This window comes from Pseudomonas sp. NPDC078416, assembly GCF_050268485.1.
Classification (GTDB): Bacteria; Pseudomonadota; Gammaproteobacteria; order Pseudomonadales; family Pseudomonadaceae; genus Aquipseudomonas.
In genome coordinates this window covers 80817-103687 of record NZ_JBNNGV010000004.1, presented here as the reverse complement: position 1 = coordinate 103687, position 22871 = coordinate 80817, and the positions used below count along the sequence as shown (strand labels likewise).

20 protein-coding genes and 1 pseudogene are annotated in these 22871 nt (G+C 61.7%); 10 read left to right on the top strand and 11 right to left on the bottom strand.

Annotated elements, in window-relative coordinates:
• Positions 1-95 precede the first annotated feature (95 nt).
• Positions 96-572: a hemerythrin domain-containing protein gene (locus tag ACQKEN_RS07225; RefSeq protein ID WP_427684724.1), complete on the bottom strand. Its 477-nt coding sequence runs from the start codon at positions 570-572 to the stop codon at positions 96-98.
• A gap of 257 nt (positions 573-829) precedes the next feature.
• Complete coding sequence (locus ACQKEN_RS07220; protein WP_427684723.1) at positions 830-1027, bottom strand: SPOR domain-containing protein; 198 nt, start codon at positions 1025-1027, stop codon at positions 830-832.
• 211 nt (positions 1028-1238) lie between these two features.
• Here ACQKEN_RS07220 and ACQKEN_RS07215 point away from each other — a divergent pair, with 211 nt between their 5' ends.
• Complete coding sequence (locus ACQKEN_RS07215; protein ID WP_427684721.1) at positions 1239-2273, top strand: DUF4917 family protein; 1035 nt, start codon at positions 1239-1241, stop codon at positions 2271-2273.
• Positions 2274-2308: 35 nt separating this feature from the next.
• Here the strand turns inward: ACQKEN_RS07215 and ACQKEN_RS07210 are convergent, their stop codons facing one another.
• Positions 2309-2539, bottom strand: coding sequence for a hypothetical protein (locus ACQKEN_RS07210; RefSeq protein ID WP_427684719.1), 231 nt, complete (start codon positions 2537-2539; stop codon positions 2309-2311).
• 383 nt (positions 2540-2922) lie between these two features.
• Between ACQKEN_RS07210 and ACQKEN_RS07205 the strand changes: the two genes are divergently transcribed.
• Entirely contained in the window at positions 2923-3822 is a 900-nt protein-coding gene (locus ACQKEN_RS07205) for a DMT family transporter (protein WP_427684718.1), read from the top strand.
• Here ACQKEN_RS07205 and ACQKEN_RS07200 read toward each other — a convergent pair.
• The 4 genes from ACQKEN_RS07200 to ACQKEN_RS07185 form a co-directional block, all read right to left on the bottom strand.
• Positions 3819-5036, bottom strand: a complete 1218-nt coding sequence (locus ACQKEN_RS07200; protein ID WP_427684716.1) for a class I SAM-dependent methyltransferase — start codon at positions 5034-5036, stop codon at positions 3819-3821. The genes ACQKEN_RS07205 and ACQKEN_RS07200 overlap by 4 nt on opposite strands.
• Positions 5037-5473: 437 nt before the next feature.
• A complete protein-coding gene (locus ACQKEN_RS07195; protein ID WP_427684715.1) occupies positions 5474-6091 on the bottom strand; it encodes a TPM domain-containing protein in 618 nt (205 codons plus the stop codon).
• 27 nt (positions 6092-6118) lie between these two features.
• Positions 6119-6916 (bottom strand): TPM domain-containing protein, encoded by a 798-nt coding sequence (locus ACQKEN_RS07190; protein ID WP_427684713.1) that lies wholly within the window; start codon positions 6914-6916, stop codon positions 6119-6121.
• Positions 6916-7479, bottom strand: coding sequence for a LemA family protein (locus tag ACQKEN_RS07185; RefSeq protein ID WP_420793016.1), 564 nt, complete (start codon positions 7477-7479; stop codon positions 6916-6918). The genes ACQKEN_RS07190 and ACQKEN_RS07185 overlap by 1 nt, the downstream gene beginning before the upstream one ends.
• Before the next feature lie 341 nt (positions 7480-7820).
• Here ACQKEN_RS07185 and bglX point away from each other — a divergent pair, with 341 nt between their 5' ends.
• From bglX to ACQKEN_RS07150, 7 genes and pseudogenes are all read left to right on the top strand, one after another.
• Entirely contained in the window at positions 7821-10118 is a 2298-nt protein-coding gene (gene bglX, locus ACQKEN_RS07180) for a beta-glucosidase BglX (RefSeq protein WP_427684711.1), read from the top strand.
• A 43-nt stretch (positions 10119-10161) separates the two neighbouring features.
• On the top strand, positions 10162-11925 hold the full coding sequence (locus ACQKEN_RS07175) for a sensor histidine kinase (protein ID WP_427684709.1): 1764 nt from the start codon (positions 10162-10164) through the stop codon (positions 11923-11925).
• Positions 11919-13265 carry a sigma-54-dependent transcriptional regulator gene (locus ACQKEN_RS07170; RefSeq protein WP_427684707.1) on the top strand — a complete coding sequence of 449 codons (1347 nt, stop codon included), beginning with the start codon at positions 11919-11921 and terminating at the stop codon, positions 13263-13265. Before ACQKEN_RS07175 ends, ACQKEN_RS07170 begins: the two co-directional genes overlap by 7 nt.
• A 254-nt stretch (positions 13266-13519) precedes the next feature.
• Positions 13520-14200 (top strand): annotated as a pseudogene (locus ACQKEN_RS07165) (sulfite exporter TauE/SafE family protein); the annotation flags it as partial.
• 181 nt (positions 14201-14381) lie between these two features.
• On the top strand, positions 14382-15764 hold the full coding sequence (gene hemN / locus ACQKEN_RS07160; RefSeq protein WP_427684705.1) for an oxygen-independent coproporphyrinogen III oxidase: 1383 nt from the start codon (positions 14382-14384) through the stop codon (positions 15762-15764).
• A gap of 149 nt (positions 15765-15913) precedes the next feature.
• Positions 15914-16648, top strand: coding sequence for a fumarate/nitrate reduction transcriptional regulator Fnr (gene fnr / locus ACQKEN_RS07155; protein ID WP_427684703.1), 735 nt, complete (start codon positions 15914-15916; stop codon positions 16646-16648).
• A gap of 63 nt (positions 16649-16711) precedes the next feature.
• A complete protein-coding gene (locus tag ACQKEN_RS07150) occupies positions 16712-17260 on the top strand; it encodes an adenine phosphoribosyltransferase (protein WP_427684701.1) in 549 nt (182 codons plus the stop codon).
• A 176-nt stretch (positions 17261-17436) separates the two neighbouring features.
• Here ACQKEN_RS07150 and recR read toward each other — a convergent pair whose 3' ends face one another.
• The 4 genes from recR to dnaX all read right to left on the bottom strand — a co-directional run bounded on the left by recR (position 17437) and on the right by dnaX (position 21895).
• The gene (gene recR, locus ACQKEN_RS07145; protein WP_065988697.1) at positions 17437-18039 is read right to left on the bottom strand and encodes a recombination mediator RecR; all 603 of its coding nucleotides are present in this window, start codon (positions 18037-18039) and stop codon (positions 17437-17439) included.
• 69 nt (positions 18040-18108) lie between these two features.
• Positions 18109-19137 carry an NADP-dependent oxidoreductase gene (locus ACQKEN_RS07140; RefSeq protein ID WP_427684700.1) on the bottom strand — a complete coding sequence of 343 codons (1029 nt, stop codon included), beginning with the start codon at positions 19135-19137 and terminating at the stop codon, positions 18109-18111.
• Positions 19138-19320: 183 nt separating this feature from the next.
• Positions 19321-19647, bottom strand: a complete 327-nt coding sequence (locus ACQKEN_RS07135; protein ID WP_037011416.1) for a YbaB/EbfC family nucleoid-associated protein — start codon at positions 19645-19647, stop codon at positions 19321-19323.
• A 100-nt stretch (positions 19648-19747) separates the two neighbouring features.
• The gene (dnaX, locus tag ACQKEN_RS07130; RefSeq protein WP_427684697.1) at positions 19748-21895 is read right to left on the bottom strand and encodes a DNA polymerase III subunit gamma/tau; all 2148 of its coding nucleotides are present in this window, start codon (positions 21893-21895) and stop codon (positions 19748-19750) included.
• 182 nt (positions 21896-22077) lie between these two features.
• Between dnaX and ACQKEN_RS07125 the strand changes: the two genes are divergently transcribed.
• Positions 22078-22839 carry a substrate-binding periplasmic protein gene (locus ACQKEN_RS07125; RefSeq protein ID WP_427684695.1) on the top strand — a complete coding sequence of 254 codons (762 nt, stop codon included), beginning with the start codon at positions 22078-22080 and terminating at the stop codon, positions 22837-22839.
• Positions 22840-22871 lie beyond the last annotated feature (32 nt).

Genomic DNA, 22871 nt, shown 5'->3' with positions numbered 1-22871 from the left:
CAGGGTGCTGGTCAAATCTCCGCCCGGCATACAGGCACAAACAGTCACCCACAAAAAAGCCCGGAAAACTCCGGGCTTGTTCATGCCATCAACGCTTACGCCGCAAGGCTCGGCGACGACAGGGACTTCTTGTACTCAGCCTTCATCGCTTCCATCTGCGCACCCAGCTCTTCCAGCTTCTTCTTACCCAGCAGCTTTTCAGCTTGCGGGAACATCTCTTCCTCTTCTTCCTCGATGTGGTGCTCCAGCAGCTCTTTGACCACTTTCACACGACCGGAAAACTCCGGGGTGGCAGGGTCAGTTTGCTTGAGGTCCGGCAGCACCAGAGCGTCGACGGTGCGGTGCTCTTCCTTGGCTTCGTAGTACATGATGTCCTGCTCTTTGCCGCCCGCCTCTTTGAACGCCGGATAGAGAATTTCTTCTTCAATCTTCGTATGGATGATGATTTCCATTTCCAGCTTGGCCAGCAAGTCGGTGCGTTTTTTAACGCCGCGCTCGGTCGACTCACTCAGTTGGGTCAAGATGGCTTTTACGCGTTCGTGGTCGGCTTTCAACAGTTCGATGGCGTTCATAGGGGTTTCCTCTGGATCACGGTAAGCGGATCGATCTAATTGCCGACCCTGCAGGTTCGTGATGAGAGTTGCATCGAGCGTGCCGATATCGCGAAGTATTGAAAAGCTCGATTAATCAAACCCTTAGAAAAACAGGTACAACTGGAAATCGTGCAGGCTGCATGAAACTTCGCAAACAGATAGTGCAGTTCACAAGTTGTTATCCACCTGATTGAGCTCCGGTGTAACCGAAGCTCAACGGGCGGCATTTCGCAGCATTAGTGCGCTTTAGTGGCAGGTGCCAACGCCGTTCGCTCTTGATAAGCAGGCAAGGAGGCCGCGAACGCCATGGCTTCTTCTCGGGTGGAAAACGAGCCTAATCGATCGTGATGGGTGCAGACCCGCCAGGGACCGTTATTCACGTTGATCACATCGTAGCCGTTGAAGTGCGTCTTGCTGAGCAGTGCGGTATGCATGGTGATCTCCCCTCATTCAAGAGAGTGTTATGGATTGTCGGATAAAACCTTACACCCGCCATTCACTCTATAGGCATTACCGAGACCGGCGGCTCCCTTCTCAAAATGGGTGGAAGCCGGGATGCCGCGTTGACAACGCTGACCTGGGTTTCTATAAGTCCCCTCCGTTCTGGCGTCTGGTCAGTACCTGCTCACCTGAAAGCGAAGCGAGATGATGGAATTCACGGATTTTGATGCCGAACTGGCCGACTGGAACACCCTGCAAGCCGCCACTCCCTGCTCGGGATTGCTGCTGGGTAACGGCGCCAGTCTTGCCGTGTGGAAGAACTTCGCCTACGACTCGCTGTTCGAGCTGGCGCAGACCACGCGCAACAAACCCTTGAGCGCCACCGAGCTGGCACTGTTCAAATCCATGGAAACGGAGAATTTCGAGCCCGTGCTCAGCGGCTTGAAAGTCGCCATGCGGGTCAATGCGGCACTGACGATTGGTTCGTCATCGCCACGAAATCGCTATTTCGCGATCAAGGAAGCCCTGATTCACGGCATCCGCTCGGCGCATATTCCCTGGCGCCTGATGGAAGCGACGACCATCGCCAGGATCAGCGAAGCCCTGAGCCAGTACCAGACGGTGTATTCGACCAATTACGACCTGCTGGCGTACTGGGCGGCGATGCATGGCGCGCAGCCGTTCGATGACCTCTTCGACGACGATGCAATATTCAACCTGCACCGCACCGACAGCCACGCAACGCGCATTTTGTACCTGCACGGCGGCATGCACCTGGTGAAGAACTTCGATGGCACGGCGCGCAAGCTGATGTCCTCGGAGAGCACGCTGCTGGGCAGTTTCGCGATCAACGCGCTGGAGGATGTGCCGCTGTTTGTCTGCGAAGGGCGCAGCGACGACAAGATGAAGATCATCCGCGGTTCGGACTATCTGTCGTTTTGCCACGGCCAACTGGCGCAGCATGAGGGCGCACTGTGCGTCTTCGGCCACTCGCTGGGCAAACAGGATCGACACATCCTCAACGCCATCCTCCAGGCCCGTCCCAAACGCGTCGCCATCTCAGTGCTGCCGCGCAGTGACGCCTTCATCCAGCATCAGAAACGCCGCTACAGCGAACTGTTTGAAGGGCAGAACATCGAGCTGACATTCTTCAACGCCACCACCCACCCGCTGGGCGATCCCACGCTTGCGGTGCCGGTGGCGCGGTTTAAGGAAGCGTTGGAGTTAAAGAAGAGCTGAGGGGGATCGCTTCCAATCTTCCCAGCCGTTGCCCTTTACTCGTTACCTTCCGACAACGACCCCACCACCACTGCCCCACCCTGCGTGTGTTTATTGACGCTGGTGGCGACCGATTCGGTGGTCAGGCGCATGCTGCTGAGGGCGGCGAGTCGGTCGCTGCTCGTCGTGTGCACGACGCTGCCTGACCATTGAGCCGCCGCCGTTGCCATCCATGCGAAAAGGAATAACACGACACCCTGCAACGCCCATTTTTCGATAACCGACACGATGGTTCTCCTGGCTGAATTCGACGGCATCAATTTGACCTTCAAACTGTTGCAGCAACGTTGCATTCAACTTCTGCACCAACATTTAGAACGATTCAGTCCGCAGCCACAAAATCCTCGAAAACGGCATTTCCACCCTTGCCACCCGTACACGATTCCCGGCTAAAGCCGGTCCTACAATGAGGACGCCCGCCAGTCCCGGTCAATGCACGCAATCCAGATGCAGGACCGGCTTCAGCCGGGAAGAGGCCGGTTTGAGCGCCGCAAGATTAACGCAGAAAGTGTACGGACGATTCCGCGCGCATCTGTAAAGGCCCGCCGCTGCGGTTCTGTGGCTGAATAAGCGTGCGTTTCGCACCAACAAGAACAAGGCACGCCCCACTATGTCCTCTCGTGAAAACACCGGCATGGTCCTCGGACTGATCGGCGTGGTGATCTTCAGTTTGACACTGCCCATGACCCGCATCGTGGTGCAGGAAATCCATCCCTTGCTCAACGGGCTGGGCCGCGCCCTGTTCGCGGCGGTGCCGGCGGCGGCGTTACTGCTGTGGCGCAAAGAAAAATGGCCGACCCGCGCGCAGTTCAAGGCGCTGATGGTGGTCGCGCTGGGGGTGATCGTCGGGTTCCCGGTGCTGTCGGCCTGGGCGATGAAAACCCTGCCCGCCTCCCACGGCGCATTGGTCAATGGCCTGCAACCGCTGCTGGTCGCCATTTACGCCGCCTGGCTCTCCCACGAGCGCCCGTCGAAAGCCTTCTGGGCCTGCGCGGCCATGGGCAGCGTTCTGGTGTTGGGTTACGCGCTGATCAGCGGCGCCGGCAATCTTCAGGCCGGTGATTTGCTCATGGTCGCCGCGGTGGCGATTGGCGGGCTGGGGTATGCCGAAGGTGGGCGCCTGGCCAAGGAGATGGGTGGCTGGCAGGTGATCTGCTGGGCGCTGGTGATTTCAATCCCGGTGTTGATCGTGCCCGTCAGCTATCTGGCATGGCAGCACCAGGGCCCGATTTCCCCCGGCACTTGGTGGGCCTTCGGCTACGTGTCGCTGTTCTCGCAATTCATCGGTTTCTTCGCCTGGTACGCCGGGCTGGCGATGGGCGGCATCGCGCGGGTCAGCCAGATTCAGCTGGTGCAGCTGTTCTTCACCATGGCCTTCTCGGCGCTGTTTTTCGGCGAGCACATTGATCCGACGACTTGGGTCTTCGCCGCCGGTGTCGTGGTCACGCTGGCCATCGGGCGCAAAACGGCGGTGATTGCACCCAAGCCGGTTGCTGCCGCTCGCATTTAGCCGATCAGACCGTCCGCCTGGAGCAAGCGCTCCAGGCACTGCTCCTGAATACCGTAGAACACTTTCAGCTCCTGAATCTTCGCCAGCAATTCAGCAGGATCCGCCGGGGTAGCGCGCTTGACCGCCAGAATCATCTTGTTCTTGTTGGTGTGCTCCAGGGAGATGAACTCGAAGACCTTGGTTTCATAACCGCACGCTTCCAGCAGCAACGCGCGCAGGGCATCGGTGACCATTTCGGCCTGCTGGCCCATGTGCAAACCGTATTGCAGCATCGGCTTGAGCAGCATCGGGCTCTGGATCTGCAGGCGGATCTGTTTGTGGCAGCACGGCGAGCACATGATGATCGAGGCGCCCGAGCGGATGCCGGTGTGAATCGCGTAATCGGTGGCGATGTCGCAGGCGTGCAAGGCGATCATCACGTCCAGTTCGCTGGGCGCCACCGAACGCACGTCACCGCACTTGAACACCAGCCCCGGATGCTCAAGCCGCGCGGCGGCGTTGTTGCACAGGGTGACCATGTCCTCACGCAACTCGACGCCGGTCACATTGCCTTCGGCCTGCAAGGTGTTGCGCAAGTAGTCGTGGATGGCGAAGGTCAGATAGCCCTTCCCCGAACCGAAATCCGCGACCGTCACCGGCTGGTCCAGCTTGATCGGTGAGGTCGCCAGCGCGTGGGAAAACACCTCGATGAACTTGTTGATCTGCTTCCACTTGCGCGACATCGCCGGGATCAGCTCGTGTTGCTTGTTGGTCACGCCCAGATCGGTCAGGAATGGCCGGCTCAGTTCCAGATAACGCTTTTTCTCGCGGTCATGCTCGGCGGTTGGGGCTTCGCGCTCCTGCTGAGCCTTGTTGCGGAACAGCGTGCTCTTGCCCTTCTTGCTGAACTCCAGCTGCACTTCATCGGTGAGCGACAGCAGATGAGCGTTCTTGAAGGACTCGGGCAGCAGGCTGGCGATCAGCGTCTGCGCCTCGGCGAGGGGGTGGTTCTTGGTGATGTCGCGGGTCTTGTAGCGATAAACGAAGGACAGGCACGGCTGATCCTTGACCGTGACGGGCTTGATGATGACCCGCTGCAACTCCGCTTCGCTTCCGACGTACTTGGCCAGCACCAGTTTGATCAGCGAATTTTGCGTCAGGCAGGTGTCAAGCAGACTCAGGAACTGAGCGCGGTGATCCTGCGCAGGAAGGGTGGCGGGTGCGGTAACGGACATCGGAAAGCGCCTCGGGAGCGGAAATGCGAGGCGCTATTTTAGGCGGGTCGTACGCAGCAGGTGCAATTAATTGAGGAGTACATGCATTTGTGGCCGGCTGACTGACGAACGCGTTTGGTGATCTACGGAGGATCGTCCCCACGCTCCACGTGGTGGCGCAGCCTCTGACGCTCTTCGACAACCGGGACGCAGAGCGTCTGTGGAGGCATTCCCACGCAGAGCGTCTGTGGAGGCATTCCCACGCAGAGCGCGGGAACGATCATTTCCTGACAACACGCGGTCGCACAGCGATACCCTTCTGTGGGAGCCGGCTTGCTGGCGAATACGTCTGGTCAGGCGCTGCAATATTGACGGCTCAATCGGGTTCGCCAGCAAGCCGGCTCCTACAGAAAGCCGTATGGCCTGCGGAGATCTGCGCTGCAGCGATCAAGCAAGACTCAGTCTAAAACCACCAACCGGTTCGGCAACTCATTGCGCGCCTGGGTCACCGGCACTTGCTCGCTCAGCACGTCGCCACAAGAACGGATGCACCCTACGAACCCTTCCAGAATCCGGCCGTCCTTGACCTGCTTGGTGAACGTCTCGACCATCGCGCGCCAGACCTCGTTGTCCACACGTCGGGCAATGCCGTCGTCGACGATGATCTCGACATAACGCTCGGCCTCGCTGACAAAAATCAGCACGCCGGTGCCATTGGCGGTGGCGTGCAGGTTCTGTTCGAGAAACTGCCGACGGGCGAGATTGCCCGCCCGCCAGTGCCGCACGCGGACAGGCACCAGCCGCGTGGTGATACCGGGCAACCGGCACACCAGCGCCACGACGATGAACGTAACAACCTGCGCCAGCAGCAAATGATTGGCATTGAACCAGCCCGTCAGCAGGCTGATCAGCCCCGGCACCAGTAACGCGACGACCCCGGCCCAGATGAGCGGCACGTAGGTGTAGTCATCAGCGCTGGTGGCCAGCACCGTCACCAGTTCCGCGTCGGTCTGACGCTCGACGGTCTCGATGGCGTGGGCAACCCGCTGCTGTTCGTCTTTATTGAGCAATGTCATGCACGCAAACCCTTCCTGAGCGTTCGACTACCAGCCACCGGAGGCACCGCCCCCGCCAAATCCACCACCGCCACCACGCATACCGCCCGAGCCCGAGCCCGAGCCCGAGCCCGAGCCCGAGCTGCCAGAGCTGAAGCCGCCAGAGCCGCCGGAACCGATACCACCAAAGCCGCCGCCTGAGCCGATCGACCTGCCCCGCCCGGAACGGGCGCTGATGTAACTGATGACCACGAACAGCACCAGAAACAGCAGGGTCACTTTCCAGTCGACGCCTTGGTCCTCGCTGGCGGCAGCGCTGCCGGTTGCGCCGACCGCGGGCTCGGCAAGAGGATCGCCGCCGAGCACCTGCACCATCGCTTCGGCGCCTTTGCTGATACCGCCGACGAAATCACCCTTCCGGAACGCCGGGGTAATGATCTGATTGATGATCACCGATGACTGCGCATCCGTCAGGCGATCTTCCAGGCCGTAACCCACTTCGATGCGCACCTTGCGCTCGTCCCGGGCGACCACCAACAGGGCGCCGTTGTCCTTGCCCTTCTGCCCGATGCCCCAGTGACGACCCAACTGGTAGCCGTAGTCCTCAATGGTCGAACCCTGTAAATCAGGCAAGGTAACCACCACCACTTGCTCGGTGGTCAGTTCTTCGTGCGCGCGCAGCATCTGTTCGAGATGCTCTTTGCTCGGGCCGTCGATCATCCCGGCGGTGTCGACGACGCGCCCGGTCAGCGGCGGAAACGTGAGGTCGGCTTGCGCCCACTGGGCAAACACACCCACCGACATCGTCAGTAACGCGACCAGCACTCCCCGGCGCGCGCGTCCCATCAGAATTTCACTTGCGGCGCTTTGTCAGCGTCAGCGGCAGTGGCTTCGAAGTTCGGGCGCACTGGCAGATCGCTGTACATCACGGTATGCCACAGACGGCCAGGGAAAGTGCGGATCTCGGTGTTGTAACGCTCGACCGCCGTGATGAAGTCGCGACGGGCCACCGCGATACGGTTTTCCGTGCCTTCAAGCTGTGATTGCAGCGCGAGGAAGTTCTGGTTGGATTTCAGGTCCGGATAGCGCTCCGAGACCACCATCAGGCGGCTCAATGCGCCGGTCAGCTGACCTTGTGCGTCCTGGAACTGCTTGAGCTTGGCCGGATCGTTCAAGGTGCTGGCGTCTACCTGAATGGACGTCGCCTTGGCCCGCGCTTCGATAACGGCGGTCAGGGTGTCCTGCTCTTGCTTGGCGTAGCCCTTCACCGTTTCCACCAGATTGGGGATCAGGTCGGCGCGGCGTTGATACTGGTTCTGCACCTGGGCCCAGGCAGCCTTGACCTGCTCATCATAGGTCGGAATGTTGTTGATCCCGCAGCCAGACAACAGGGTCGTCAGCAGCATCATCAACGCCAGTGACAATTTGTAACGACTGCCCCGGCTGTGGTCATAACGCTCTATTTGCATGGCGTGCGTGCTCCCTGTACTCATCAATAGTTAGTCCTGTCAGTCATGACTTTAGCCAAACCGGACGATCCCCGGCATAATCCCGCCCCATCGCGTTGTCAGGGCTCTGGATTGCCGGGCCACAATCAGATAAAACTCGTTGCGCTACTGATGCTCATATGAGGCAGGAGTTCAGCGACGTTGCCGTCCTGACGACAATAAAAACCAAAGGTTCGACACCTACAACAATGGCTGACCGGTATTACGCGCGAGTTGCCGGCAACGCCTTGAGAAAACCATTCATGAATAAGCTGTGTTTACTGAGTCTCGTCATCGGCCTGGTCAGTCAGTCCGCCTGGGCCGAAAGCGCCACCAACGGCGTCGGCACCGCTTCCACGCTGCCAGCCAAGAATGCATTCATCGCCAACCTGATGAAGCAAATGACCCTCGACGAGAAGATCGGTCAACTGCGCCTGATCAGCATCGGCCCGGAGATGCCCAAGCCGGAAATTCTCAAGGAAATCACCGCAGGCCGCATCGGCGGCACGTTCAACTCCGTCGTGCTGCCGGATAACCGCGCGATGCAGGACGCTGCCGGGCACAGCCGCAACAAGATCCCCATGTTCTTCGCCTATGACGTCGTCCACGGCCAGCGCACCGTATTCCCGATCAGTCTGGGCCTCGCGTCGACCTGGGACATGAACGCCATCACCCGCACCGGTCGCGTGTCGGCGATCGAAGCCGCCGCCGACGGCGTGGACATGACTTTCGCGCCCATGGTCGACATCACCCGTGACGCGCGTTGGGGCCGCAGCTCCGAAGGCTTCGGCGAAGACACCTATCTGGTGTCGCGCATCTCCGCCACCATGACCCGCGCGTTTCAGGGCACCAGCATGCAGGCGCCCAACAGCATCATGGCGGTGGTCAAACATTTCGCGCTGTATGGCGCGGTCGAGGGCGGTCGCGACTACAACACCGTCGACATGAGCCCGGTGCGCATGCAGCAGGATTACCTGCCGCCGTATCGCGCCTCCATTGATGCCGGCGCGGGCGGCGTAATGATCGCGCTCAATTCCATCAACGGCGTGCCTTCCACGTCCAACGCCTGGCTGCTGCAGGATGTCTTGCGCAGGGATTGGGGTTTCAAGGGCGTAACCGTCAGCGACCACGGCGCAATCAAGGAATTGATCGACCACGGCGTGGCCAAGGACTTCCGCGAAGCGGCCAAGCTGGCGATCAAGGCCGGTGTCGACCTGAGCATGAACGACAAGGCCTACGGCGAAGAACTGCCGGGGCTGGTGAAGAGCGGCGAAGTGTCGGAGAAAGAAGTCGACAATGCCGTGCGTGAAGTGCTCGGCGCCAAGTGGGAAATGGGCCTGTTCGCCAATCCGTACCTGCGCATCGGCGCGGCGGTCGATGACCCGGCCGACCGTAACGCCGAGAACCGTTTGCACCGTGCCGAAGCCCGCGATGTTGCGCGCAAGAGCATCGTGCTGCTGAAGAACCAGAACGACACCCTGCCGCTGAAGAAGCAAGGCACCATCGCCGTGATCGGTCCGCTGGCCAAAAGCTCGCTCGACATGATGGGCAGCTGGTCGGCGGCCGGTCTGGCGCGTCAGACCGTCAATGCCTACGACGGCATTGCAGCGGCAGTCGGCGACAAAGCCAAGCTGGTTTATGCGCTGGGCTCCAACGTCACCGACAACCAGCACGCCATCACTTACCTGAACAAGATGGACGACCAGATCGCCATCGACCCGCGTCCCGAGCAGGAGATGATCGACGAAGCGGTAAAAGCCGCGCAGCAGGCGGACGTGGTGGTCGCGGTGGTCGGTGAGTCGCGCAACATGTCCCACGAGGCGGCGAGCCGTGTCGACCTGGTGATCCCGGGCCGTCAACGAGACCTGATCCGCGCGCTCAAGGCCACGGGCAAACCGTTGGTGCTGGTATTGATGAACGGCCGGCCGCTGGCCCTGGGCGAAGAAAACGAGCTGGCCGACGCCATGGTGGAAAGCTGGTTCCTCGGCACCGAGGGCGGCAACGCCCTGGCTGACGTGCTGTTCGGCGACTACAACCCGTCCGGCAAACTGCCGATGACCTTCCCGCGTTCCGTGGGTCAGGTGCCGGCCTACTACAATCACCTGAACACCGGTCGTCCGTACCGCCCGAATGATTCGAACTACACCTCGAACTACTTCGAAGAGCCGACCAGCCCGCTGTTCCCGTTCGGTTACGGCCTGAGCTACACGCAGTTCAGCGTCTCGGACATCACCCTGTCGATCAACAAGATGACCCGCAAGGACAAGCTGACCGCCAGCGTCATGGTCAAGAACACCGGCAAGGTCGCCGGTGAGACCGTGGTTCAGCTGTACCTGCGCGATGTGGCCGCTTCCATCAGCCGTCCTGTGAAGGAGCTGAAGAACTTCCAGAAGGTCATGCTGAACCCAGGCGAAGAGAAATCCGTGAGCTTCACCCTGACCGAGGAAGACCTGAAATTCTTCAACCCTTCGCTGAAGTACGCGGCCGAAGCGGGCGAGTTCAAGCTGATGATCGGCCTGGATTCGGAGAATGTGAAAGAGACGACGTTTAACTTGCTGTAAGGCAGGAATCCGGGGCGAATGCACCAGCCACTGAAAGGAGGTCATGCCCATGCCCCGTTCCGTCCGCCTTGTGCTCTATGTGTTGCTGATCCTCGCCGGGGCCGTCATCGCGGCGACGCTGGCGATGCATCAGGCTCAGCGGCACGGCGTGGAAGACGATGCCGAACGTTCCAGGGATCGACTGGCGCTCTATGCCAATACGCTGCAAACCCTGATCGAGCGTTACCGGGCACTGCCGGCCGTTCTGGCCCTTGATCCGCAACTGCGGGCGGCGCTGAGCGGACCGGTTAGCGCCGATACCACCCAGGCGCTCAATCTCAAACTGGAGCAGATCAACGGCGCTGCCCAGTCCTCCACCCTCGAACTGCTCGACCGCAACGGCTTGGCCGTCGGCGCCAGCAACTGGCGTCTGCCGAGCAGCTATGTGGGCCACAACTACGGCTTCCGCCCCTACTTCACACAAACCCGCTCCACCGGTGTCGGGCGCTTTTATGCCGTCGGCGTGACCAGCGGCATCCCGGGTTACTTCCTGTCGAACGCGGTGCGCGACGAGGCCGGGCAGTTCATCGGCGCGATGGTGGTCAAGCTGGAATTTCCGGACCTGGAACACACCTGGGCGCAAAACGATGACCTGCTGCTGGTCAGTGACGCCAAGGGCATCGTCTTCATCGCCAACCAGCCGGGCTGGCGCTATCGGGCCCTGCGACCACTCACCGATCAGGACCGCGCCGAACTGGCCAGCACGCGTCAGTACGATAAGCAGCCGCTGACACCCTTACACCAGGAGCCGCTGCGTACGTTCGGCGAGAACAGCCACCTCAGCCGCGTTGACGCGCCCAACGAGCAGGCGGACTTCTTGTGGCAGTCAATGCCGCTGCCAAGCGAGGGCTGGACCCTGCACCTGCTGCGCAAACCTCAGCCTGCCAGTGAAGACGAGCGCAATGCCGGTCTTGCGGCGGCAGGCATCTGGCTGACGCTGGTGTTCCTCGGGCTGTTTCTCTATCAGCGCTGGCGACTTGGCCGGGTGCGTCAGCGCAGTCGCGAAGAGCTCGAACGATTGGTCGACGAACGCACGCGGGACCTGCAAACCGCCCAGGACGGTCTGGTGCAGTCGACCAAGCTGGCGGCCCTCGGCCAGATGTCCGCCGCCCTCGCCCACGAAATCAACCAGCCGCTGACGGCGCAGCGCATGCAACTCGCGACCCTGCGCCTGTTGCTGGAGCATGGCCGTGTCGATGACGCGTACAAGGCGTTGAGCCTGCTGGATCAGCAACTGACGCGCATGGCCGCGCTCACCGGCCACCTGAAAACTTTCGCCCGCAAAAGCCCCAGTGGCCTGCGCGAACGCCTTGATCTGGCCACGGTGGTCGATCAGGCGCTGCTGTTGCTGGATGCGCGGATTCGCGAAGAGCGCGTCTGCTGCGTGCTCGACCTGACACGTCCGGCCTGGGTGCGCGGCGACGCGATTCGACTGGAGCAGGTGCTGATCAACCTGATGCACAACGCCCTGGACGCGATGGGCGATAAACCGCTCAAGCGGCTGGAAATCCGCATCGAAGAACACGGCGAGCACTGGTGCATTTCCGTCATCGACAGTGGCGGCGGAATTGCCGAAGCGCACTTGGCCAATGTCTTCGATCCGTTTTTCACCACCAAACCGGTGGGCGACGGCCTGGGCCTGGGGCTCGCGGTTTCGTTTGCCATCGTCCATGAGCTGGGCGGCCGGCTCAGCGCCGAGAACGTCAATAACGGCGCGCGGTTTTTCTTCTGTCTGACCAGGGCCCCGGAGGCCGACGCCCCATGCTGAATTCGGTGATCGTGGTAGACGACGAGGCGCCCATTCGAGAAGCGGTGGAGCAGTGGCTCACGCTGTCGGGGTTCGAGGTGCGCCTGTTCAGCCGTGCCGAGGAATGCCTGGCGCAGCTGCCGGAGCACTTTCCCGGGGTGATCCTCAGCGATGTGCGCATGCCCGGCATGGATGGTTTGCAGTTGCTGGCCGAGGTGCAGCGGCGGGATTGCGATTTGCCGGTGATCTTGCTGACCGGCCACGGTGACGTGCCGATGGCCGTGGACGCCATGCGTGACGGCGCCTATGATTTTCTCGAGAAGCCGTTCACTCCGGAGACCCTGCTCGGCAGTTTGCGCCGGGCACTGGAGAAACGCGCGCTGGTGCTGGAAAACCGCGCGCTGCATGAACGGGCGGATAATCGCTCGCGCCTGGATGCAACGCTGCTGGGTATGTCTCCAACGATGCAGACCCTTCGGCGGCAGGTCCTGGACCTCTCGCCACTGCCGGTCAATGTGCTGATTCGCGGAGAGACCGGGAGCGGCAAGGAAATGGTCGCGCGTTGCCTGCATGATTTCGGGCCCCGAGCCGATAAGCCCTTCGTGGCGGTCAACTGCGCGGCGATTCCGGAACAGCTGTTCGAAGCCGAGCTGTTCGGCCACGAAAGCGGCGCGTTCACCGGCGCCCAGGGCAAGCGAATCGGCAAACTGGAGTACGCCCACGGCGGCACGGTGTTTCTCGACGAGATCGAAAGCATGCCGCTGGCTCAGCAAGTGAAATTGCTGCGGGTGATTCAGGAGCGGCGGATCGAGCGACTGGGGTCGAACCAGAGCATCGACATTGATGTGCGCATCATTGCCGCGACCAAGCCCGATCTGCTGGACGAAGCCAGGGCCGGGCGTTTCCGCGAGGACCTGGCCTATCGGCTGAACATCGCCGAACTGCGCCTGCCACCGCTGCGCGAGCGGCGAGAAGACATCCCGATGCTGTTCAGCCACTTTTCGCGAAATGCGGCGGAGCGCCTCGGCCGAAGCGCGCCGGTATTGAGCGGTGAACAGCTGATTCATCTGCTCAGTCACGACTGGCCGGGGAACGTGCGCGAGCTGGCGAATGCGGCCGAGCGCCAAGTGCTGGGGCTGGACGGTCCCGCGGCAGAAGGCATCCCGGCGGGTCAGTCGCTGGTGGCTCAGCAGGAAGCGTTCGAAGCCCACTGCATTCGCTCGGCACTGAGACGGCACCGGGGCGACATCAAGGCGGTCATGAACGAACTGCAACTGCCCCGCCGCACGCTGAATGAAAAAATGCAGCGGCACGGGTTGGTGCGCGAGGACTTCCTGGCTGAAGGTCATGGGCAGAGCTGATCTGTCTGGTCTGGTCCGAGTAGGACCTCAGCCGGGAAAGACCAGGGCCTGCCACGAGAGCTCATCGTTCGCTGCTGATCGGTGTAGGAGCGCGCTTGCCCGCGAAGAGGTTGGTACATCCAACGCATATTGGTCGTCCGTGCTTACGCCTTCGCGGGCAAGCGCGCTCCTACATTGGAATGCGATCCCCTGTAGGAGCGCGCTTGCCCGCGAAGAGGCCGGCACAAACAGCGCAGGACTTCCAGGTCTCGCCGATGTCTGACCTCCTCCCCCAACTCCTCTCCGCCCTCGTGCTGGGCCTGCTCGGCGGCGGCCATTGCCTGGGCATGTGTGGCGGTCTGATGGGCGCGCTCACCTTTGCCATCCCAAAGGAGCAACGCGGACGACGCCTGCGCCTGTTGATGGCCTACAACGTCGGGCGTGTTTTCAGCTACGCCTGCGCAGGATTGCTGATCGGCATGCTCGGCTGGGCCGCCGCCAACAGCCCGGGGGCCATGCTGTTGCGGGTGATCGCGGGGTTGCTGATGATCACCATGGGTCTGTACCTGGCCGGATGGTGGAGCGGCCTGACCCGCATCGAAGGCCTGGGCCGCTGGATTTGGCGTTACCTGCAACCGCTGGCCAGCCGCCTGATGCCGGTGTCGACGATGCCCCGGGCCTTGCTGCTGGGCGCGGTGTGGGGCTGGCTGCCATGCGGGCTGGTTTACAGCACGCTGCTGTGGTCGGCGAGCCAGGGCGATGCGCTGCACAGCGCGTTATTGATGTTCGCATTCGGCGTCGGCACCTGGCCGGTGCTGCTCGCCACCGGGCTGGCCGCCGAGCGCATCACCGCCCTGCTCCGTCGGCGCAGCGTGCGCGTGGCCGGCGGGTTGCTGGTGATTCTGTTCGGCCTGTGGACACTCCCCGGCCCCCATCAACAGTGGCTGATGGGGCACCCGCATCACACGATGAATCACGGGATGAATCACGAGATGAATCACGAGATGAATCCCGCCACGAATCATGAAGGCATGGCCCACGAGTCATCGCTGCCCCCCATCCATTGACCCAGATCAATGGCCTCGCCTGCGGCCTCCCTACACTTCCTGCACCGCCATCCTTCTCGGGAACACCCCCATGCTCGACGACCTTCGTTGGGATTCTGAACTCATCCGCCGCTACGATCTGACAGGGCCGCGTTACACGTCCTACCCCACCGCCGTGCAATTTCATACGCAGGTTGGCGCCTTCGACCTGCTGCAGGCGCTGCGTGACAGTCGCAAGGCGTCGCGGCAATTATCGCTTTACGTGCACATCCCGTTCTGCGCCAACATTTGCTACTACTGCGCCTGCAACAAAGTCATCACCAAGGACCGCGGTCGCGCCCAGGCCTATCTGCAACGCCTGGAGCGCGAGATCAGCCTGATTGCCGCCCACGTCGATGATCGTCAGGTGGTCGAGCAATTGCACTTCGGCGGCGGCACCCCGACCTTTCTCAGTCACCTCGAACTGCGGCAGCTCATGGCGCATTTGCGCCAGCACTTCACCCTGCTGGATGACCACTCCGGCGACTACGGCATCGAGATCGACCCGCGCGAGGCAGACTGGTCAACCATGGGCCTGTTGCGCGAGCTGGGCTTCAACCGCGTCAGTCTCGGCGTGCAGGACCTCGATCCGCTGGTGCAGCGCGCGATCAACCGTTTGCAGAGCCTGGAAGAGACCCGCGCCATCGTCGAAGCCGCACGCACCCTGCAATTTCGCTCGGTGAACATCGACCTCATCTATGGCCTGCCGCTGCAGACGCCAGAGGGTTTCGCCCGCACGGTCGAGCACGTAATCGCCCTGCAGCCCGACCGGCTTTCGGTGTTCAACTACGCCCACCTGCCCGAGCGCTTCCCACCTCAGCGGCGGATCGACACGGCGCAGTTGCCCAGCCCGGAACAGAAGCTGGACATGCTCCAGCGCACCATCGAGCAACTGACCGGCGCGGGCTATCGCTACATCGGCATGGACCACTTTGCCCTGCCCGATGATGACCTGGCCATCGCTCAGGAAGAAGGCACGTTACGGCGCAATTTCCAGGGCTACACCCCCCATGGCCACTGCGACCTCATCGGCCTCGGCGTCTCGGCCATCAGCCAGATCGGCGAGCTGTATGCGCAGAACACCAGTGATCTCACCGGGTACCAGACCCTGCTGGCCAGCGACCAACTGGCGACCAAGCGCGGCTTGCGTTGCAACAAAGACGATCAGTTGCGGCGCACCATCATCAGCCAGCTGATCTGCCATTGCCGCCTTGATTTCGCCCCCGTCGAGAACGAATTTTCCATCCACTTTCGGGAATACTTCCGCGAGCAGTGGCCGCAATTGCTGACCATAGCTATGGACGGCCTGATTCATCTGGGCCCGACAGGCATCACCGTCACCCCGACGGGACGACTGCTGGTGCGCTCGATCTGCAAGGTGTTCGACGCCTATCTGGGCGCAGATAACCGTCAGCGCTATTCCCAGGTGATATAAGCCCGGGTGATATAGGCCCAGGTAATGTAGGAACGTTACGCCTGATGCGGAGGAATCATTTCTGGCCATGGAAGGCGCGTGGTAGTCGGGCTGTTGACCCGTGGGTTACCCTTACGACTTATGTGTGTTTCTGCAAAAGGAATTACCCGATGTCTGAGCCAGTCAAACTGCGCGCTCACACCCAGGCTCACTGCAAGGATTGCAGCCTGGCCCCGTTGTGCCTTCCGCTTTCATTGAACATGGAAGACATGGATGCACTGGACGAAATCGTCAAACGCGGCCGCCCGTTGAAGAAAGGCGATGTCCTGTTTCGCCAGGGCGACACCTTCGCTTCCGTCTACGCCGTACGCTCCGGCGCGCTGAAAACCTTCAGCCTCAGCGACAGCGGCGAAGAGCAACTCACCGGCTTTCATCTGCCCAGTGAACTGGTCGGGCTGTCCGGGATGGACGCCGAGGCGTATCCCGTTACGGCGCAGGCGCTTGAAACTACCTCGGTGTGCGAAATCCCCTTCGACCGGCTGGACGAGTTGTCGGTGCAACTGCCGCAATTGCGTCGCCAGTTGATGCGGGTGATGAGCCGGGAAATCCGCGATGACCAACAGATGATGCTGCTGCTCTCGAAGAAAACCGCCGACGAGCGCATCGCCACCTTTCTGGTCAATCTCTCCGCCCGCTTCCGCGCCCGGGGGTTCTCCGCCAACCAGTTCCGCCTGAGCATGTCGCGCAACGAGATCGGCAACTACCTGGGCCTGGCGGTGGAAACCGTGTCCCGGGTGTTCACGCGCTTTCAGCAGAACGAGTTGATCGCCGCCGAGGGCAAGGAAATCCACATCCTCGACCCGATTCAGCTCTGCGCGCTGGCCGGGGGATCGCTGGAAAGCTGATGCATGATGATCCGGGCGGGCTTAGACTGGCGTCTTTTGTGTCATGTCCTGCCCGAGATCCTTATGATTTTCGACGAAGTCAGCATCAAATCCCTCATCCGCCCTGTGGTGGACTTCCCCAAGCCCGGCGTGATTTTCCGTGATATCACTCCGCTGTTTCAGTCACCCAAGGCCCTGCGCCTTGTCATCGACAGTTTCATCCAGCGTTACATCGATGCCGAGTTCACCCACGTCGGCGCCATGGACGCGCGCGGGTTTCTGATTGGCTCGATCGTCGCCTACGAACTGAACAAGCCTCTGGTGCTGTTTCGCAAGCAGGGAAAATTGCCGGCCGACGTGCTGGCAGAGGCCTATCAGACCGAGTACGGGGAAGCGCTGCTGGAAGTTCACGCCGACAGCCTGTGCGACGGGGATTCGGTGGTGATGTTCGATGACCTGATCGCCACCGGCGGCACCCTGGTCGCCGCCGCCAACCTGATCCGCCGCATGGGCGCCAAGGTCCATGAAGCCGCTGCGATCATCGATTTGCCGGAGCTGGGCGGTTCACAACGCCTGCGCGACATGGAAATCCCGACGTTCTGCCTGACCGAGTTTGCATTGACGGATAAGTAAAGCCTGCCCCGATAGCCGCCATCAGTCCCGTTGAACATTGATGGGCGGTGTATGACGGTGTAGGAGCGCGCTTGCCCGCGAAGGCGTCGGATTGATCAACATAAAATCTTCCGATGACATACCGCGTTCGCCAGCAAGCCGGCTCCTACAGTTTTGGCGTTGATCAGATGATGCGTTTACAACTGAATCGGCTTGCGCCCTGCGAACGAGTGCGCGAGCGTGCCGCCGTCAACCAGTTCCAGCTCGCCACCCAGTGGCACGCCGTGGGCAATGCGCGAGGTGACCAGACCTTTATTGGTGAGTAGCTGGGCGATGTAGTGCGCCGTGGCTTCGCCTTCGACCGTCGGGTTGGTGGCGAGGATGACTTCGGTGAACGAGCCCTGCTCTTCGATCCGCGCGACCAACTGCGGGATGCCGATGGCCTCAGGCCCCAGACCGTCCAACGGCGACAGATGGCCCTTGAGCACGAAGTAGCGCCCTCGGTAACCGGTCTGCTCCACCGCATACACATCCATCGGTCCCTCGACCACGCAGAGCAGCGTGTCGTCGCGCCGTACGTCCGAGCACTGCGGGCAGAGTTCTTCCTCGGTAAGGGTGCGGCATTGTTTGCAATGGCCGACGCCTTCCATCGCCTGACTCAGCGCCTGGGACAGACGCGAACCACCGCTGCGATCGCGCTCCAGCAACTGCAACGCCATGCGCTGGGCGGTTTTCTGACCGACGCCAGGCAGGATGCGCAGGGAGTCGATCAACTGGCGAATCAGGGGGCTGAAGCTCATTGGAGAAACGTCCGACAAAAACACGAGACGCGGTTTATACCCGCGCCTCCGATTACCGTCAAATCAGGGTCATGAGACCTTGACCACCAGCTTGCCGAAGTTCTTGCCGTCGAGCAGGCCAATGAACGCATCCGGCGCGTTCTCCAGGCCTTCCACCACGTCTTCGCGGAATTTGACCTTGCCGTCCTTCACCAGCGGAATCATGGCCTGCATGAATTCTTCCAGGCGGTGGTAATACTCTTCGTAGACGATGAAGCCTTGAATCTTCGCGCGCTTGGTCAGCAGCGTGCGCATCAACAGTGGCAGTTGATTCGGCCCTTCCGGCTGGCTTTGCGCGTTGTAGTGGGCGATCAAGCCGCACAACGGCACTCGCGCACGTTCGTTGAGCAGCGGTATGACCGCTTCCAGCACCTTGCCGCCGACCAGCTCGAAGTAAATATCGATGCCGTCCGGAACGGCCGCTTTCAACTGCTCGGCGAAGTCGTCGCTGCGGTGATCGATGCAGGCGTCAAAGCCCAGTTCGTCGACCACATAACGGCACTTGTCTTCACCACCGGCAACGCCCACGACCCGCAGGCCATTGAGCTTGGCCACCTGACCCACCACCGAGCCGACCGCCCCGGAAGCCGCAGCGACGACCAGGGTCTCGCCCGCTTTCGGTTTGCCGATGTCCATCAAACCCATGTAACCGGTGATGCCCGGCATGCCGAGCACGCCCACCGCCATCGACGGGCTGGGCAGATCCTTCGGCGCCATCAGCAGGTTGCTGCCGTCGGAAATGCTGTGGGTCTGCCAGCCGGTCTGACCGACCACCAGATCGCCTTCCTTGAATTTGGGGTTGCGCGACTGCTCGACCACGCTGACTGCGCCGCCTTCCATCACCGCGTCGATTTCCACCGGTGCTGCGTAGGACGGCGCGTCGCTCATGCGACCGCGCATGTAGGGATCGAGGGACAGATAGAGCGTGCGCAATTGCACCTGGCCGTCTTGCAGGTCAGGCAGCGCCTCGCGCTCGAGTCGGAAGTTTTCCGGGGTCGGTGCGCCCTGGGGACGGGACGCCAGGACGACACGCTGGTTGAGGATCAATTCTTGAGTCATCGGGATGGGCTCCATGATGAAGGGTTGCGAGGGTATAGAAAGCAGACCGTGGGCAGCCAGACGGGTTCGGTCGGATGTAACGTTCCATATGACGCGCGTAATCCCGGGCGGCTCTGGCGCCGTCCCCAAACAAAAATGCCAGGCACGAGGGCCTGGCATTCGGGTGTGGCAGCAGCCGTCCGATCAGAACGGCAGCTTCATGCCCGGCGGCAGCTGCATGCCGGCTGTCATGCTGGCGGTCTTTTCCTGGCTCGCCGCTTCGATCTTGCGTACAGCGTCGTTGACCGCGGCAGCGATCAGGTCTTCGAGAATTTCCTTCTCTTCCTGCATCAGGCTGTCGTCCAGACTGACGCGCTTGACGTCATGACGTCCGGTCATGACCACGCTGACCAGACCTGCGCCGGATTGACCGGTCACTTCAGCGTTGGCCAGTTCTTCCTGCATCTTGGCCATTTTTTCCTGCATCTGCTGAGCCTGCTTCATCAGGCCTGCCATGCCACCTTTCATCATGGGAGTTACTCCTCGGAAGTCATTGGATAGAAAGTCGTTGAACAGTCGGGGCGCCCCATCAGCTTAGCGCCCCCGGGAATCATCGGGTCTGAATCAACCCCTAGACCGGCGCCTGTGCCGGCGCATCCACCGGCGTAATCGTATCCTCGCGGATCGACGCACCAAACTGCTGCATCATCTGCTGGATGAACGGATCGCCGTGAATCGCCGCCTCGGCCTGCTTCTGCCGATCGGCACGCCGACGCGCTGCTGCCTGAGCCGGGGTTTCCTGCTCGGGCTTGATCAGTTCGATACTCAGGTTGAGGGTGCGTTCATGGTATTGGTTCAGCGCGTCATTCAAGCGGCGCTGCTGCGTCGAATTGAACAGTGCGCTGTGGGCCGGATCAAGGTGCAGCAGCCAATTGTCGCCCTCCACCGAAATCAGCGTGCAGTTGGCCGCGATGCTGCCGGTCATGCCGGAGATCGGCAGTTTCGGGAACAGCTCAAGCCAGTCTGCCGCAAGACCGGTGGCAGGCTTGGACGCCGGAAGCAGCTCGGGCTCCTTCTCCACCGCTTCGACGGCTTCATGGGCCAGGTCATCGAGATAAGCGAACGACGCCGGATCGATGTCGATGTCCGGCTCGATGTAGTCATCATCGGGCGGCGGTTCGTCGTCGCGCTCCATCGGCGCTGGCACGTAAGGCGTCGCGTCGGGCACGTGCTCGATCATTTGAGGCGTCACGGCGTCGGCGGCGGCTTGCAGTTGTTCTGAAGATGCGACTTCGGGCGCGTCCGGCACAGGGCTCGCGGGGGCCGGTGCCGGCATTGGCGTCAGATCCGGCTGCTCGGCGACGGTGTCGAGGACCGGCTCGGGAATCTCGTCGACGGGCGCGGACTCCGGGGACGGCTTGTCCTCGGGTTCAGGCTCTGATTCGGTCTCGGGCTCGGCGGGAGTGGCTGGCGCCACGACTTTTGGCGCGTTCCACGGCAGATCGATCTCTTCCTCGGCTTTTGCCGCCGCAGGCTCAGGCACTGCGACAGGCGCCGGCGTGTCGATGACAGGAGCCGGGGCGGTCTGTGGTCGGGATGCTGCGGATGCTGAACTTGCCACCGCTGTTTGGGAATCAACCGTGGCCGGGTTGATCCCCACTGGCTTTAACGGCTGCGTCGGCGCGTTGTCGGCGTCTGCCGGCCGGAACGCCAGCATGCGCAGCAGCACCATCTCGAAACCGCCACGGGGGTCCGGCGCCAGCGGCAGATCGCGGCGACCGATCAGGCCCATCTGGTAATAGAACTGCACGTCTTCGGCGGGCAATGACTGGGCCAGCGCCAGCACGCGATCACGATCGCCATGGCCGTTGTCCACCCCTTCAGGGAGCGCCTGAGCGATGGCGATCCGGTGCAGTACGTTGAGAATCTCCGACAGCACGCCACTCCAGTCGGGACCCTGCTCGGCCAGATGACGCACGGCTTCAAGCAACGACCGGGCATCGCCCTCGATCAACGCCGCGAGCACGTCGAACACCTGGCCGTGATCCAGCGTGCCGAGCATGGCGCGCACGTCGGCCGCCAGCACTTTGCCTTCGCCGAAGGCAATCGCCTGATCGGTGAGGCTCATGGCGTCACGCATCGAACCGTCGGCCGCGCGACCCAGCAGCCACAGCGCGTCGTCTTCGAACGGGACGTTTTCCACGCCAAGGACGTGGGTCAGGTGCTCGACCACCCGCTCAGGCGTCATGTTTTTCAGGGAGAACTGCAGGCAGCGGGACAGAATGGTCGCCGGCAGCTTTTGCGGATCGGTGGTCGCAAGGATGAACTTGACGTAGGGCGGCGGCTCTTCAAGCGTTTTGAGCAAGGCGTTGAACGAGTGACTGGAGAGCATGTGCACTTCGTCGATCAGGTAGACCTTGAAGCGGCCGCGGCTGGGCGCGTATTGCACGTTGTCGAGCAGCTCGCGGGTGTCTTCGACCTTGGTGCGGCTGGCGGCGTCGATCTCGATCAGGTCGACAAAGCGGCCTTCGTCGATCTCGCGGCACACCGAGCATTCGCCGCATGGCGTTGAAGTGATACCGGTTTCACAGTTCAGGCACTTGGCGATGATCCGCGCGATGGTGGTCTTGCCGACCCCCCGCGTGCCGGTGAATAAATAGGCGTGGTGCAGGCGCTGGCTGTCCAGCGCGTTGATCAGGGCCTTGAGCACATGGGTCTGGCCGACCATTTCGCGGAACGAGCGCGGACGCCATTTACGTGCAAGAACCTGATAACTCATTGAAAACCGTCGCGACTGGGTTGCGGAAGACCGCCAATGCTAGCGGAGCAGGGGCAAAATTGCATCTGGTGTCCGCTGCTTATCGCTATTATGGCTGGCCTGACTCCGCAAGACGTCCCGCAACTGGACTTCGCGAAGGGACAGCAGGCCCGAGCGTCACGCTGTTACTTCGAGGGATCCGGATGCGAGTGTGGGTGATGAGTGCGTTGGGGCTGTTGAGCGCGTCTGCTGCCGCAGAAGGCCCGCCGCTTCGCTTTGCCGTGGCCGACAGTTGGTCGATGCCGCTGATGCAGATTGGCCCCAACGGGCCCGAGGCCGGCATTCTTTTCGACATCATGGAAAGCCTGGCCCGACAGATCGGCCAGACCGCCCACTACCGCGTGTATCCACGGCTGCGCATACAGGCGGCGACCGAGCGCGGTGAAGTCGATGTGCGCTGTTACGCCGCGCAGTCCTGGTTGCCGGACATGTCGGGCGACTACACCTGGAGCCTGCCGCTGCTGACCCAGCGCAATGTGCTGGTCGGCAGCGCCTACGACACCGCGCCCTTTCAGTTGAGCGCGATTCTCGGCGACCACATTGGCACCGTGCTGGGCTATGCCTATCCGGTGCTGGACCCGCTGTTCGCCACCGGCGATCTGATCCGCGAAGACGCCAGACTCCAGGAACAGGTTCTGCAAAAGCTCTCCGCCCAACGCTACCGATACGCTGTGGACACTCAGTGGTCGCTGGACTGGTATAACCGCGAGCAGAAGGCCGACGAGAAGCTCAGGCCCGTCTGGGTCATCGATGAACAACCGGTGGGCTGCGTCGCCCGCAACGACCCGAGCGTGCCGGCGCAGCGAATCATGCGCACGCTGCTGAGGATGAAGATGTCCGGGGAAATCGAGCGGATTGTCGAGCGGTACCAGGTGCATTCAGGTAATCCGGACGATCCCTATTGAGGCAGCGCCGTTTCCTACGGTGGGACTGGCTT

Excerpts from the sequence above, each read along its gene's own strand:
- ACQKEN_RS07225 (WP_427684724.1), bottom strand. The coding sequence starts at position 572 with ATGAACGCCATCGAACTGTTGAAAGCCGACCACGAACGCGTAAAAGCC.
- ACQKEN_RS07220 (WP_427684723.1), bottom strand. The coding sequence starts at position 1,027 with ATGCATACCGCACTGCTCAGCAAGACGCACTTCAACGGCTACGATGTG.
- ACQKEN_RS07215 (WP_427684721.1), top strand. The coding sequence starts at position 1,239 with ATGATGGAATTCACGGATTTTGATGCCGAACTGGCCGACTGGAACACC.
- ACQKEN_RS07205 (WP_427684718.1), top strand. The coding sequence starts at position 2,923 with ATGTCCTCTCGTGAAAACACCGGCATGGTCCTCGGACTGATCGGCGTG.
- ACQKEN_RS07200 (WP_427684716.1), bottom strand. The coding sequence starts at position 5,036 with ATGTCCGTTACCGCACCCGCCACCCTTCCTGCGCAGGATCACCGCGCT.
- ACQKEN_RS07195 (WP_427684715.1), bottom strand. The coding sequence starts at position 6,091 with ATGACATTGCTCAATAAAGACGAACAGCAGCGGGTTGCCCACGCCATC.
- ACQKEN_RS07190 (WP_427684713.1), bottom strand. The coding sequence starts at position 6,916 with ATGGGACGCGCGCGCCGGGGAGTGCTGGTCGCGTTACTGACGATGTCG.
- ACQKEN_RS07185 (WP_420793016.1), bottom strand. The coding sequence starts at position 7,479 with ATGATGCTGCTGACGACCCTGTTGTCTGGCTGCGGGATCAACAACATT.
- bglX (WP_427684711.1), top strand. The coding sequence starts at position 7,821 with ATGAATAAGCTGTGTTTACTGAGTCTCGTCATCGGCCTGGTCAGTCAG.
- ACQKEN_RS07175 (WP_427684709.1), top strand. The coding sequence starts at position 10,162 with ATGCCCATGCCCCGTTCCGTCCGCCTTGTGCTCTATGTGTTGCTGATC.
- ACQKEN_RS07170 (WP_427684707.1), top strand. The coding sequence starts at position 11,919 with ATGCTGAATTCGGTGATCGTGGTAGACGACGAGGCGCCCATTCGAGAA.
- hemN (WP_427684705.1), top strand. The coding sequence starts at position 14,382 with ATGCTCGACGACCTTCGTTGGGATTCTGAACTCATCCGCCGCTACGAT.
- fnr (WP_427684703.1), top strand. The coding sequence starts at position 15,914 with ATGTCTGAGCCAGTCAAACTGCGCGCTCACACCCAGGCTCACTGCAAG.
- ACQKEN_RS07150 (WP_427684701.1), top strand. The coding sequence starts at position 16,712 with ATGATTTTCGACGAAGTCAGCATCAAATCCCTCATCCGCCCTGTGGTG.
- recR (WP_065988697.1), bottom strand. The coding sequence starts at position 18,039 with ATGAGCTTCAGCCCCCTGATTCGCCAGTTGATCGACTCCCTGCGCATC.
- ACQKEN_RS07140 (WP_427684700.1), bottom strand. The coding sequence starts at position 19,137 with ATGACTCAAGAATTGATCCTCAACCAGCGTGTCGTCCTGGCGTCCCGT.
- ACQKEN_RS07135 (WP_037011416.1), bottom strand. The coding sequence starts at position 19,647 with ATGATGAAAGGTGGCATGGCAGGCCTGATGAAGCAGGCTCAGCAGATG.
- dnaX (WP_427684697.1), bottom strand. The coding sequence starts at position 21,895 with ATGAGTTATCAGGTTCTTGCACGTAAATGGCGTCCGCGCTCGTTCCGC.
- ACQKEN_RS07125 (WP_427684695.1), top strand. The coding sequence starts at position 22,078 with ATGCGAGTGTGGGTGATGAGTGCGTTGGGGCTGTTGAGCGCGTCTGCT.